Annotated in this window: 11 protein-coding genes and 1 riboswitch; of the genes, 8 read left to right on the top strand and 3 right to left on the bottom strand. The window is 69.7% G+C overall.

Annotated elements, in window-relative coordinates; genetic code table 11:
- Positions 1-65: 65 nt before the first annotated feature.
- Both B116_RS25235 and B116_RS0116365 read right to left on the bottom strand, forming a co-directional pair.
- Positions 66-326, bottom strand: coding sequence for a hypothetical protein (locus B116_RS25235; protein WP_082312826.1), 261 nt, complete (start codon positions 324-326; stop codon positions 66-68).
- 992 nt (positions 327-1,318) lie between these two features.
- Positions 1,319-2,866 (bottom strand): C40 family peptidase, encoded by a 1,548-nt coding sequence (locus B116_RS0116365; protein WP_027660685.1) that lies wholly within the window; start codon positions 2,864-2,866, stop codon positions 1,319-1,321.
- A gap of 268 nt (positions 2,867-3,134) precedes the next feature.
- Between B116_RS0116365 and mqnE the strand changes: the two genes are divergently transcribed.
- The 7 genes from mqnE (at position 3,135) to B116_RS0116400 (ending at position 10,337) form a co-directional block, all read left to right on the top strand.
- Positions 3,135-4,304: an aminofutalosine synthase MqnE gene (gene mqnE, locus B116_RS0116370; RefSeq protein WP_018720800.1), complete on the top strand. Its 1,170-nt coding sequence runs from the start codon at positions 3,135-3,137 to the stop codon at positions 4,302-4,304.
- 37 nt (positions 4,305-4,341) lie between these two features.
- The gene (locus B116_RS0116375) at positions 4,342-4,764 is read left to right on the top strand and encodes a hypothetical protein (protein ID WP_018720799.1); all 423 of its coding nucleotides are present in this window, start codon (positions 4,342-4,344) and stop codon (positions 4,762-4,764) included.
- Between the two features lie 35 nt (positions 4,765-4,799).
- Positions 4,800-5,093, top strand: a complete 294-nt coding sequence (locus B116_RS0116380; RefSeq protein WP_018720798.1) for a DUF4229 domain-containing protein — start codon at positions 4,800-4,802, stop codon at positions 5,091-5,093.
- Positions 5,094-5,289: 196 nt separating this feature from the next.
- Positions 5,290-7,167: a M14 family metallopeptidase gene (locus tag B116_RS0116385; RefSeq protein ID WP_018720797.1), complete on the top strand. Its 1,878-nt coding sequence runs from the start codon at positions 5,290-5,292 to the stop codon at positions 7,165-7,167.
- Between the two features lie 65 nt (positions 7,168-7,232).
- Positions 7,233-7,378, top strand: a riboswitch (cobalamin riboswitch).
- 81 nt (positions 7,379-7,459) lie between these two features.
- Positions 7,460-8,398 carry an ABC transporter substrate-binding protein gene (locus tag B116_RS0116390; RefSeq protein WP_027660686.1) on the top strand — a complete coding sequence of 313 codons (939 nt, stop codon included), beginning with the start codon at positions 7,460-7,462 and terminating at the stop codon, positions 8,396-8,398.
- A 32-nt stretch (positions 8,399-8,430) separates the two neighbouring features.
- Positions 8,431-9,531, top strand: a complete 1,101-nt coding sequence (locus B116_RS0116395; protein ID WP_027660687.1) for a FecCD family ABC transporter permease — start codon at positions 8,431-8,433, stop codon at positions 9,529-9,531.
- Positions 9,528-10,337 (top strand): ABC transporter ATP-binding protein, encoded by an 810-nt coding sequence (locus B116_RS0116400; RefSeq protein ID WP_018720794.1) that lies wholly within the window; start codon positions 9,528-9,530, stop codon positions 10,335-10,337. The genes B116_RS0116395 and B116_RS0116400 overlap by 4 nt, the downstream gene beginning before the upstream one ends.
- Before the next feature lie 37 nt (positions 10,338-10,374).
- Here B116_RS0116400 and B116_RS0116405 read toward each other — a convergent pair whose 3' ends face one another.
- The gene (locus B116_RS0116405) at positions 10,375-11,133 is read right to left on the bottom strand and encodes a VOC family protein (protein WP_018720793.1); all 759 of its coding nucleotides are present in this window, start codon (positions 11,131-11,133) and stop codon (positions 10,375-10,377) included.
- A 474-nt stretch (positions 11,134-11,607) separates the two neighbouring features.
- Here B116_RS0116405 and B116_RS25245 point away from each other — a divergent pair.
- Positions 11,608-12,572: hypothetical protein (locus B116_RS25245; RefSeq protein WP_033667671.1), on the top strand; the 965-nt coding region annotated here is incomplete at its 3' end.

Consider the following 12,572-nt stretch of genomic DNA (forward strand, 5'->3'; position numbering starts at 1 on the left):
TTTCCGCGCCAGTGTACGGCGATGCCGCACTGCGCCGCGCACCCGCCGTGGCGCAGTGGGCGGGCTCACCCGCTCAACAGGTTCCCGAACACCCCGTCCAGCGCATTGTTTGCGATGAGGACGACCACCACTCCGATCGCCACCAGTAGGGCGAGCGACGCGGCTAGGGCGACCAGCACCCGGGTATTGCTGGAACGCTGGTCGGTCGACGTCTCCGTCCAGCCCTGGGCGAGGATGTGCCCGGTCAGGGAGCTCGAGGTCTCCGCCGGGTTAGCCGGGAAGGCGACGGCGGACAGGCCCGACCCGTCACCGTAGAGGCTGCTCAAGTCGCCCTCGCGCGGGATTTGGCGCCCGGTGCCCGGCCGTTGTTGGTAACCGGTCGCCGGGAAGGCCTGGGTGCGGGCCGATGAGTCGGTGGGTGGGCGCTGGTGACTGGCTGCCGGGAATACCTGGGTGTTGGCGGACGAGTCGGTGGGTGGGTGGTGACTAGCTGCTGGGAATACCTGGGTGTTGGCGGACGAGTCGGTGGGTGGGCGCTGGTGACTGGCTGCTAGGAAAACCTGGGTGTTGGCGGACGAGGGCGTGGGCGGTAGTGACTCGGTGTGGCCCCCGGAGACCGGCGATGTCGCGGTGCGCGGGGTGGGGAACGGGCTGGCTGCCGGGGCGCTGGCTCGCCCGGGCGGCCCGGTGCCGCCGCCGGAGGTGATCGGCGGTGGTGGGAACGGGGACGTCGGCGCCGGGTCGGTCGGCGTGGGTGGCGCCGGGGCCGGGGGTGCCGGGGCCGGGGGCGCCGGGGCCGGGGGTGCCGGGGCCGGGGGTGCCGGCTGCGGTGGGACCGGACCCGGCGGGTGGGGACCGGGGACAGGGGGCGTTGGCGGCGGCTCGGGCGTGGGTGAGGCCGGGTCCGGAACGGACGGCTCGGGTGGCTGCACGGGCTCGGGCGGTCGCGCCGGCTCGGGCGGGCGCATGGGCTCGGGCGGTCGCGCCGGCTCGGGCGGCTGTGCCGGCTTGGGCTCTCCGGAGCCAGCCTGAGGGTGAACCCGGGCCTCTCCCGTCGCCGACCGAATGGCCGTCGCGTGGGCGGCGGATCGGTCCACCGGATTGTTCTGCTCGGCCATGTTCGCCCTCCGCGCCGTGCTCGCACCCGGACTCGTGCCACCCGAGCCGGGGATGCCTGGTCTCACCGTGCCACATTCCGTCCAGGTAACACAGCCGGAGCAGGGCTACCGGCCCGTTGTCCGGGTCACCTCCGGTGCCCGTACCCGTGCCCGTCTCCGGCCCTGAGCCCAGGGCGGCCGGTTGGAACGGTCGCGCCGGTCTACGGCAGGAATGGGCTGCCGGTCGTCGAGGGCGACGGGGAGCCGGTCGGTTCCGTCGAGGCCGAGGTGGTGGGCGATGGGGTGCTGGTCGGAGGCGTCGAGGGTGAGGTGGTGGGGGATGGGGTGCTGCTCGGGCTGGTCGTGGGGGACGGGGTGCTGGTCGGAGGCGTCGAGGGTGAGGTGGTGGGGGATGGGGTGCTGCTCGGGCTGGTCGTGGGGGACGGGGTGCCGGTTGGAGGCGCCGAGGGCGACGGGGAGCTTGTGGCCGAGGGGGACGGCGACGGAGACGGGGGCGATGTCGGCTTCGGGGTGGCTGAGGCGGTTGGCGTGGGCGTGGTCGGTGCGGGAACCCCGTCGATAACTCGTGTCGCCGCGTAGAGGCGCGACCAGGTCACGGTTGAGATCTTGACCACGTCGCCGCTGCTCGGTGCGTGGACCATCCGCCCGCCGCCGATGTACATGCCGATGTGGTGGATGCTGGTCCAGCTCGATCCGGAGGCGAAGAAGAGGAGGTCACCGGGGAGCAGGCCGGTCCGGGGAACGGTACGGTGCCGGGTCGCGTAGTACTGGTCGCGGGAGACCCGGGGCAGGTTGCGGTGGCCGGCCGAACGGTAGGCGGCCCAGATCAGGCCCGAGCAGTCGAATCGGTCCGGTCCCTCGGCCGCCCAGAGGTACGGATCGCCGAGCTGGTCCATCGCGTAGGCGACCGCTGCGCGGGCGGTGGGGTGGGCGGCGAGCCCGTTCGCTGTCTCGTCGGCGACCCACTGCTCGCCGAGCGCCTGCTCCGCCGCCTCCTGCTGACGCTCCAGCTCCAGCAGCTGGGCGGCGTTGTCCCGGCGGAGAGTGGCGAGCTTCGCCTGCTCGCTGCGCAGTGCCTGCTCGGTGTTGGCGTACGCGGTGTTGACGGAGCGTACCCGGGACTGCGCTGCCGTCATCGTCTGCTGCGCGGCCTGCTCGACAGCGCGGGCCCGGTTCAGCTCCCGGGTCGCCGCGGTGGTCTCCCCGCGCGCGACGTTCTCGCCTCGGGCAAGGCCGGAGAGCTCGCTGAGATCCTGGAGATCGTCGGCGAAGGGCGCGGGGGGCAACGCCGCAGCCGCCTTGAGCGCGTCGGCGGCCGCGGAATCGGCTCGCGACTGGGCCTTGGCCAGCGCGGTCAGGGCCACGTTCAGCTCTTGCTCGGCGGCGATGAGCTGCGGTTCCGCCTCGGCCCGCTGCTGCTTCAGCAGGAGCAGTTCGTCGCTCAGCTGGCCGATGCGGGCCTCGGCCGCGTAGATCTGGGTGGCGAGCGGCCCGTCGATGAGGTTGTTGACCGGCGGTGACGCAGACGAGGGGAGCGATCCACCGCCGGGCAGGTTCAGCGGGCCGGAAAGGACCGGGCGGGCGCCGCTGTCGGGCACGGTGTTGGGCAGTGGCGGATCGGCGTAGACCGGCGCGCTGAGCGCGCCGGCGGCGATGATGCCCAGCAACGCGGACCAGAGCTTCGGGCGGAGCACCGGGGAGATCACCAGGCTTCGTCGAGGTTTCTGTCCGTTGTCGCTGTCGCCCATTCCGCTCCTTTTCCGGTTTAATCCGTGCATTCGGTGCACAGGGTGCTCGGGACGCTATCAGTGGTGTGTCGCGCCCGGCTCCACCCTGTCTTATCGCATACGGGCAGTGGTGTCGATGTGTGGCCGGGTTACGAGTCGCTGAGAATTCGGGTAACGACGACGGGGGAGAGCGGTGAGGTTCGTCGCGGCCCACCGCCCGCGCTGACCGTGAGTTCGCCGGCCCACGTAGGCTCGACCGGGACCGCAGGCGGAAGGGACGGGGCTGGAGATGGACGCCGGACTCAAGCGCGAGCTCGAAGCGAAGGTGTACGCCGGCGAGCGGCTGACCCGCGCGGACGGGATCGCCCTCTATGACAGTGACGACCTGACCTGGCTGGGGCGGCTTGCGCACCACCGGCGGACCGAGCTCAATGGCGACCGGGTGATGTTCAACGTCAACCGGCACCTGAACCTGACCAACGTCTGCAGCGCCAGCTGTGCGTACTGCTCGTTCCAGCGCAAGCCGGGCGAGAAGGACGCGTACACGATGCGGATTGACGAGGCGGTCCGCAAGGCCAAGGAGATGGAGGATGAGCAGCTCACCGAGCTGCACATCGTGAACGGGCTGCACCCCACCCTGCCATGGCGCTACTACCCGAAGGTGCTCCGTGAGCTGAAGGCGGCGCTGCCGAACGTCCGACTCAAGGCGTTCACCGCGACCGAGGTGCAGTGGTTCGAGAAGATCAGTGGTCTGAGTGCCGACGAGATCCTGGACGAGCTGATGGACGCCGGTCTGGAGTCGCTGACCGGCGGTGGTGCGGAGATCTTCGACTGGGATGTGCGGCAGCACATCGTTGACCACGCCTGCCACTGGGAGGACTGGTCCCGCATTCACCGGCTGGCGCACAACAAGGGCATGAAGACCCCCTCAACCATGTTGTACGGGCACATTGAGGAGCCCCGGCACCGGGTTGACCACGTGCTGCGCCTGCGGGAGTTGCAGGACGAGACCAACGGCTTCGTGGTCTTCATCCCACTGCGCTACCAGCATGACTTCGTTGACTCGGCGGACGGCAAGATCCGTAACCAGATTCAGGCGCGGACGACGATGGCCTCGCCGGCGGAGTCGCTGAAGACGTACGCGGTGTCCCGGCTGCTGTTCGACAACGTCCCGCATGTGAAGTGCTTCTGGGTGATGCACGGGCTCTCGGTTGCCCAGCTGTCGCTGAACTTCGGCGTGGACGACCTGGACGGTTCGGTGGTCGAATACAAGATCACCCATGACGCTGACTCGTACGGCACGCCGAACACCATGCACCGGGCTGACCTGTTGGACCTGATCTGGGATGCCGGGTTCCGCCCGGTCGAGCGCAACACCCGGTACGACGTCGTGCGCGAGTACGACGCCGCACCCTCGCTTGCCGACCGGCGTGCCCAGCCGCAGCAGGTGTGGGCCTGATCGTGCTGGTTGGCGGTTCGCGTACCCTCGTAGGGCTATGACCGAGCAGCGCAACAGAATTCCCCGGCGAGACGCCGAGGGGCGCGTGTTGACCCTGGGCGACCTGCTCGGGGTGAGCCTGGCCGGCTGGGTCATCGGGCTGCTCGCGTTGGTGGCACTGGACTGGGGTATCACCTCGCTTGGTTCGGGCGAGTTCGGCCAGGCCAACGGGTGGTTGGCAGTGATCCTGCCGGCCTGGCTCTACTGGGATGACTTCCGTGCCTGGGGGTTCGGCGCCGCCCGGGTGGCGGCGGGCCTGGTAGCCGGGGCCATGGGGCTGGTCCTCGGCCTGGTGGTGGCCGGCCTCACCGCTGACCTGCCACCGGTGGTCTCCGGCGGGCTGGGTGCGGCGGCCTTCACCGTGGGGTATGCGGTGGTGTGGTTCCACGGCGTGCGGTGGCTCGCCCGGAGGACGGGCTGAGACCGCCCGCCGACGGCGGAGAACGGAGTACGGAGATGAGCGCGGCGGTCAAGTACACGCTGGGCCGGATCGGGCTGTTTGTGGTCGTGCTGGCGGCCCTCTGGTTCGTGGAGTTGAATCTCTTCATCAAGCTGATGGTGGCGCTGATCTTCTCGGCGGCGCTCTCCTTCTTCCTGCTGCGGCCGTGGCGGGAGGAGATGGCGGAGGAGATGGCCGCCGCCGCCGAGCGGCGGCGCGCGGAGAAGGAGCGGCTGCGCTCCGCTCTGGCCGGTGAGGACGACGCCGGGACGGACACGGCGGAGCAGGGCGGCGACGCGCCGAAGTCCTGACCCCTGGTCGGGAGCCCGGGTCGCTGCCGAGACAGCTTGGCCGCCGCGATGTGGCCCGCACCCAGCGAAAACTCAGTTCTGGCGGGGTCGCCGTGTAAATTTACATATGGAAGAATATTGATATGACCATGCGCTGAGTGGTGGAGTGTGCGGTACCAGGCGGGAAAGGTTTCCCGCGCTCGTCAGGAGGTTGTCCATGGCCTTCCGCACCCCTACCCTTCGCCGCCGCCTCGCACTCGTCGTCGCCGCGGGGTTCGGCCTGCTTACCTTCGCCGCGTCACCGGTCTCCGCGAACACCACGCCGGACCCCGCCGGTGAATCGGCCGCCAACCAGTACCGGGTACTCGGCCCGCGTACCGTGACCGACCGCAGCGCGGTCGCCAGCACCGGCGCCGCGATCGACTACTCCGAGCACGGTGTACTGCACGTCTCCGCCACCGCCGCCGAGGCCGCCGCGATCACCCGGCTGGGCTTCGAGCTGGAGGAGGTTCCGGCAACGCCGACCCACCACGATCACGACCACGGGGACGTCGGCACCTTCGACTTCCCGCCCGCCGACTCCGACTACCACAACTACGCCGAGCTGACGGCGGTGGTGAACCAGGTGGTGGCGGATCACCCCAGCATCGCGCGGAAGATCAGTATCGGCACCTCGCACGAGGGCCGGGACCTGATGGCGGTGAAGATCTCCGACAACGTCGGGACCGACGAGGACGAACCGGAAATCCTCTTCAACTCCCAGCAGCACGCCCGGGAGCACCTGACCGTGGAGATGGCGATCTACCTGCTTAACCTCTTCACCGACGACTACGGCAGCGACTCCCGGGTCACCAACGTGGTCAACAGCCGGGAGCTGTGGATCGTGCCGACCGTGAACCCGGACGGCAGCGAGTACGACATCGCCACCGGCTCATACCGGTCGTGGCGCAAGAACCGGCAGCCCAACAGCGGTTCGTCCTGGGTCGGCACCGACCTGAACCGCAACTGGGACTACCTCTGGGGCTGCTGCGGCGGCTCCTCGGGCTCCACCTCGTCGAGCACCTACCGGGGCCCGTCGCCCTTCTCCGCCCCGGAGACCGATGCGGTGCGCGACTTCGTTGACAGCCGGGTCGTGGACGGAGTCCAGCAGATCAAGGCCAACATCGACTTCCACACCTACTCCGAGCTGGTGCTCTGGCCGTTCGGCTACACGTACAGCAACACCGCCCCGGGGATGACGACCGACCAGTACAACACCTTCGCCACCATCGGCGGGGAGATGGCGGCCACCAACGGCTACACCCCGCAGCAGTCCAGCGACCTCTACATCACCGATGGCAGCAGCATCGACTGGATGTGGGGGGCGCACGGGATCTGGGCCTACACCTTCGAGCTCTACCCCGGCTCCGCCGCGGGCGGTGGCTTCTACCCACCCGACGAGGTCATCCCGGCGGAGACCGCCCGCAACCGCGAAGCGGTGCTGCTCCTCTCCGAGTATGCCGACTGCCCGTACCGGGCGATTGGCAAGGAAGACCAGTACTGCGGCGGTGGCGGCGGGGAGACGGTCTGGGCGGACACCTTCGAGACCGCAACCGGCTGGACGATCAACCCCGACGGCACGGACACCGCCACCACCGGCCAGTGGGAGCGGGGCGCCGCCCAGGCGACCAGCTACTCCGGCGCCAAGCAGCTCACCCCGTACGCGGGCGGTAACGACCTGGTCACCGGCCGGCTCGCCGGCTCCTCGGTGGGCACGTACGACATCGACGGCGGCGTGACCAGCGCCCGCTCCCCAGCGGTGGCCCTGCCGTCGAGCGGCACGCTGACGCTCTCGTTGGCCTGGTACCTGGCGCATTACTCGAACGCCTCCTCGGCCGACTACTTCCAGGTCAGCGTCGTGCACAGCGGCGGCACCACCACCCTGCTCAACCAGAATGGGGCGGCAACCAACCGCAGCGCCTCCTGGTCGGTGGCCAACCTCGACCTGACGCCGTACGCCGGCCAGTCGATCCAGATCCAGGTGGCGGCGGCGGATGCCGCCGGCGGGAGCCTCGTCGAGGCTGCAGTCGACAACGTCACCATCACCGCTTCCTGAATCTGGGTGGGGGCCCGTTCCCCGGGCCCCCACCCACCCCACCTCGTCACACGTCTGCGGCCAACTCCGGGCTCCGGCCCGACCGTGCGCTACGGTGCTACCGACCATCCCGCAGCGAAGCCGGTGGGAAACCGGCACTGTCCCGCAACTGTGATGCCCCGGGCTTGTCCCGGAGACGAGTCAGGTCGCCTGCGGTCGGTCGCGATACGCGCTCTCGAGGAAGGGCGCCTCGTGGACGGGCACCTCGGTCCCTGTCGGCGAAGCACCAACTCCTCGACCGACAGGAGGCCCGATGTCCAGACGTACCCCCCGGTTCTTCACCGCGGCCCTCGCGGTGGCCGCGCTCGCGCTCGGCGGCTGCGCCGAGAAGACCACCGATACACCCGCGGCCGACGATGGCGCGTCGAGCGCCGCGACCTTCCCGGTGACCGTCGGCTCGCTGACGTTGGAAGAGCAGCCGGAAAAGATCGTCTCGCTGTCGCCGACCGCCACCGAGATGCTCTTCGCGATCGGGGCGGGGCCACAGGTCGTCGCGGTTGACGACAACTCCAACTATCCAGCGGAGGCGCCGCGGACCGACCTCTCTGGCTTCCAGCCGAACGCTGAGGCGATCGCCGCCCAGAACCCCGACCTGGTCCTGCTCGCCAGCGACCAGAACAAGATCGTGGACCAGCTCACCACGCTGAAGATCCCGGTCTTCCTCACCCCGGCGGCGGTCACGCTGGACGACACCTATCGGCAGCTCACCGAGGTGGGCACGCTGACCGGGCACCCCGCCGAGGCCGCCGACGTGGTCAGCCAGATGCAGGACGACATCGCGGAGTTGGTCGCCGACCTGCCCCAGCGGGCGGAGAAGCTCACCTACTTCCACGAAGTCAGCCCCGAGCTGTACACCGCCACCAGCAAGACCTTCATCGGCTCGCTCTACGCGCTCGCCGGGCTCGAGAACATCGCCGACCCGGCCGACGCGGACGGCGCGAGCGGCGGCTACCCGCAGCTCTCCGAGGAGGTCATCGTCCAGGCCAACCCGGATTTCGTCTTCCTCTCCGACACCAAGTGCTGTCAGCAGAGCGTGGCGTCGGTCCAGGCCCGACCCGGCTGGGCGACGATCACCGCCGTGCAGGAGAACCAGGTCGTCGCGCTCGACGACGACATCGCCTCCCGGTGGGGCCCGCGCGTCGTTGACCTGCTCCGCACGATCATTGAGGCGACCGCCAAGGTCCCCGCGTGACGCTGGATCGGCGGCAATAGCAGAGGCATTCCATGCGGCAGGTGGTAACCCAGCGCCCCTCCGGCCGGCCGGAGGGGCGACCGGCCGTGGCTCGGCCAGCCGGGCTGCGGCCCGGCTGGCTCGTCGCCGGGCTGGTCGCGGTCCTGGCCGCCCTGGTGGCGGGCGTCTCCCTCGGCCCGGTCAGCCTGCCGCCCGGCAGCGTCGCGGTCGAGCTGCTGAACCTTCTCCCCGGGGTCGGCCTCGACAGCGGGCTCACCGAGCGGGAGATCGCCATCATCACCGAGCTACGCCTGCCCCGGGCCGTACTCGGCCTGCTCGTCGGCGGGTTGCTCGCCCTGGCCGGCGGCGCCTACCAGGGGGTGTTCCGCAACCCGCTGGCCGACCCGTACCTGCTCGGGGTCGCGGCCGGCGCCGGGTTCGCGGTCACCGTGGTGATCACCATTGGCGGGGCCGGCGGGGCGAACACCGGGCTGCCGGTCACCGTTCCGCTGGCCGCCTTCGTCGGCGCGATCGGCGCGGTCACGCTGACCTACCTGCTCGGCTCCGCCGGTGGCCGAAGCCGATCACCGGCGACCCTGATCCTGGCCGGGGTGGCGGTCTCCGCCTTCCTCTCCGCCGGACAGACGTACCTGCTGCAACGCAACGCAGACAGCATCCAACAGGTCTATGCCTGGCTGCTCGGGCGGCTCGCCACCGCCGGCTGGCACGACGTGTGGCTGGTCCTGCCGTACTTCCTGCTGACCGCCGTGGTGGTCCTGTTGCACCGGCGGGAGCTGGACGTCCTCTCGGTCGGCGACGACGAGGCGACCAGCCTGGGCCTGCACCCGCAACGGTCCCGCTACCTGCTGATCGCCGCCGCCTCCCTCGGCACCGCCGCCGCGGTCTCCGCGTCCGGGCTGATTGGCTTCGTCGGAATCATCGTGCCGCACGCCGTACGGCTGCTCGCCGGCTCCAGCTACCGGGTGATCCTGCCGCTGTCGATGCTCTTCGGTGGGGCGTTCCTGGCGCTGACCGACGTGGTCGCGCGTACCGCCGCCGCCCCTGAGGAGATTCCGATCGGCGTGGTGACCGCCCTGCTCGGCGGTCCGTTCTTCGTCCTGGTCCTGCGCAGCGCTCGGCGGGTGCTGGGATGAGCGCACCGGCGGTGGCGGTACGCGACCTGCGGGTCCGGTTGGCCGGCGTACCCATCCTCACCGGGGTCGACCTGAGTGTCGCCGCTGGCGAGTGGGTGACCGTGATCGGCCCGAACGGCGCCGGCAAGTCGACGCTGCTGCGCGCCGTCGGCGGTCTGCTGCCCACCGAGGGCGCGGTCTCCCTCTTCGGTACGCCGATTCAGCAGCTGCGTCGCCGGGACCGGGCCCGGGTGGTGGCGACGGTCGCCCAGTCACCGGTGGTGCCGGCCGGGATGTCGGTCCTGGACTACGTGCTGCTCGGCCGGACCCCGTACATCGCGCCGCTGGGTCGGGAGTCCACCGCCGACCTGGCCGCCGCGCACGATGTCTTGGACCGGCTGGACCTCACCGGATTTCACACCCGGGAACTGGCCACCCTCTCCGGTGGTGAGCGGCAGCGGGTCTTCCTGGCCCGGGCCTTCGCCCAGGGGGCCACCCTGTTGCTGCTCGACGAGCCGACCAGCGCGCTGGACATCGGCCACCAACAGGACGTCCTCGAACTGGTCGACCAGCTCCGACGTGCGCATGGGTTGACCGTGGTGGCGACCATGCACGATCTCTCCGTCGCCGGCGAGTACGCCGATCGGATGGTGCTCCTCGCGGACGGTCACGTGGCTGCTGTCGGCACCCCCCGGGAGGTGCTGACAACGGAGCTGCTGGCTCGCCACTACCGCGCCACGGTGAAGGTGATCGACGGCGAGCACGGCCCGCTGGTGGTACCCGTCCGCCCTGTTTCCGCGCCCGACGGGGTGCTAGGCCGGTGCTGACCGCCGCCCGGCGGTGGGCGGGAGCACCGGAGGTCAGTCAGGGCGGGGTGATCGCGTTGAAGAGGGCGCCCTGTGGGTCGCGCAGGGCCGTGCAGCGACCAGCCGCGGTGTCGCGGGGCGGCACCAGAATCGCCCCGCCCAGGGCGGCGGCCCGGGCGGCGGTCGCGTCCACGTCCGCCACCCCGAAGTACACCGACCAGTACGCGGGCGCACCGGCCGGGAGGTCGCCGAGCGGCGTGGTCATTCCGGCGACGATCTGGCTGCCGAGGCGCCAGCCGGTGTGCCCGGCCGAACCCGTCGGCGGCTCGTCCGGCTGCCAGCCGAAGACCAGTTCGTAGAAGACCTTCGCGCCCTCCGGGTCGGGGGTGACCAGTTCGGTCCAGCTCATCGCCCCCGGCACCCCGAAGACCTCGCCGCCGGGCATCGTCATCGGCTGCCACACCGCCAGCGTCGCGCCCGCCGGGTCGCTCAACACCGCCATCCGGCCCCGGTCGAACACGTCGAAGGGGGGCACCACGAGCTGCCCGCCGGCCTCCTCGACCCGCGCGGCCACCAGGTCGGCGTCGTCGGCGGCGACGTAGACCGACCAGATCGGCACTTGCTCGGGAATGGCCGGCGGCCCGGCACCCGCCACCGCCTGGCCGTGGCGAAGGAAGTCGGTGTAGCCGCCCGCCTCGGGCTCCGGCGCGATTCGTCCGGTCCAGCCGAACAGCTCCGGGTAGAAGCGGCGCGCATCCTCGAGGTCGGGCGTGGCCAGGTCGGCCCAGCAGGGGGTGCCCGCCGGAACGATGCCCACGTCAACCCCTCTCGTCCGGGCCGGCCACCGCGGTCCGCCCCGACCCGGATGGTGGCACTGCCGCAGCCCCTCCGGCGGGAAACGGGCAAATGTCAACTCCAAGAGGTGACTCGGGTTCCGTGCTGCCCTGGCTGCTGGTGGTGGCGAAGTGCCCCACGCCGATGCCCCGGCGACTGCGGACAGCGAAGGTGTCGCTACAGCAAGTGGGTGTCTAGTGTAGACTCCGCGCTTGATCGACATATCTCAGTTCGCCGATTACTCGGAGACCTCATGAATCGATGTATTCCGGCCTGTGCCGCCGGCCTGCTGGCACTGGTCAGTGCCGTGTCACTGTCGGCTACCCCAGCGTCGGCCCAGTCCCCGGCGGGCCCTGCCGCCGCCGAATCGCAAGCCGCTTCTGTGACGGCTGCATACCTGACAGACCCCTGCGTAGACGGCGGGCCGACGTCTGCCGACTCATCGCTCGCTAGCTACTTGAACACCAAGCTCAGTGGCACCCTGGACGGCTACATGACGGCGTACCGGGCTTCCTGCGCCCGCAAGGTCGTGCAGGCTGTGCAGGCCCGCGGGCTCGATCAGCGGGCAGCGGTCATTGCGATCACCACGACGATCGTGGAGTCCACGATCCAGAACATCGCTGAGGAGGTGGACCACGACAGCCTTGGTCTGTTCCAGCAACGCGCGTCGTGGGGCACCCGTTCGCAGCGCCTGGATCCAACGTGGGCCACCAACGCGTTCCTGAACAAAATGCTTAAACTGTATCCGAATAACTCCTGGCTGACTGCCCCGGTCGGTGAGGTATGCCAAGCTGTGCAGGTCTCGGCGTATCCGGATCGGTATCAGAAGCAGGTAGGCGACGCGGAGATTATCGTTGCGGCCATCTGGCCATCCCTGGCGTCCGTGTACGGGGTGTTGTCCGACGGCAGGCTGACGTACTCGGCCATTGAGGGTGACTCGGGCCAGCTTTCGAAGGTGGTGACGTCGAGTGCGACGTTGGGGTTCACGCCGAAGGCGATGGCGACGCTGAACTTCAACACGATTCTGTTGACCTCGACGGAGGGTGATCTGTATCGGGTGGATGTGATTACCAACAATACGTCGTTGGTGTTCAATGCACCGGTCAAGATTCGTAGTGGCGGATGGACGCATACTCATCTTTCCTATGACGGTGCTGGGCGGCTATATGGACTCACTTCGGCGGGGGTGTTGCAACGCTACGACGTGACCGCGACGAAGCCGTCTGGCAGTCATATCGTCAACTGGGCGACGATCGACAGCGGTTTCACTCTCAAGACGCTGACTACAACTGGGCCGGACTGGATTCTCGGTACGGTTTCGGATGGCCGATTGATGTCCTACAAGATTAATGGGGTGGGTAGCTGGGTGTCCGGCGAACTCAAGTCGAGCACCTGGCAGAACATGACCCACCTGCTGTCCCC

It is taken from the genome of Salinispora fenicalii (genome assembly GCF_000514815.1).
GTDB classification, from domain to species: Bacteria; Actinomycetota; Actinomycetes; order Mycobacteriales; family Micromonosporaceae; genus Micromonospora; species Micromonospora fenicalii.

Excerpts from the sequence above, each read along its gene's own strand:
- B116_RS0116365 (WP_027660685.1), bottom strand. The coding sequence starts at position 2,866 with ATGGGCGACAGCGACAACGGACAGAAACCTCGACGAAGCCTGGTGATC.
- mqnE (WP_018720800.1), top strand. The coding sequence starts at position 3,135 with ATGGACGCCGGACTCAAGCGCGAGCTCGAAGCGAAGGTGTACGCCGGC.
- B116_RS0116375 (WP_018720799.1), top strand. The coding sequence starts at position 4,342 with ATGACCGAGCAGCGCAACAGAATTCCCCGGCGAGACGCCGAGGGGCGC.
- B116_RS0116380 (WP_018720798.1), top strand. The coding sequence starts at position 4,800 with ATGAGCGCGGCGGTCAAGTACACGCTGGGCCGGATCGGGCTGTTTGTG.
- B116_RS0116385 (WP_018720797.1), top strand. The coding sequence starts at position 5,290 with ATGGCCTTCCGCACCCCTACCCTTCGCCGCCGCCTCGCACTCGTCGTC.
- B116_RS0116390 (WP_027660686.1), top strand. The coding sequence starts at position 7,460 with ATGTCCAGACGTACCCCCCGGTTCTTCACCGCGGCCCTCGCGGTGGCC.
- B116_RS0116395 (WP_027660687.1), top strand. The coding sequence starts at position 8,431 with ATGCGGCAGGTGGTAACCCAGCGCCCCTCCGGCCGGCCGGAGGGGCGA.
- B116_RS0116400 (WP_018720794.1), top strand. The coding sequence starts at position 9,528 with ATGAGCGCACCGGCGGTGGCGGTACGCGACCTGCGGGTCCGGTTGGCC.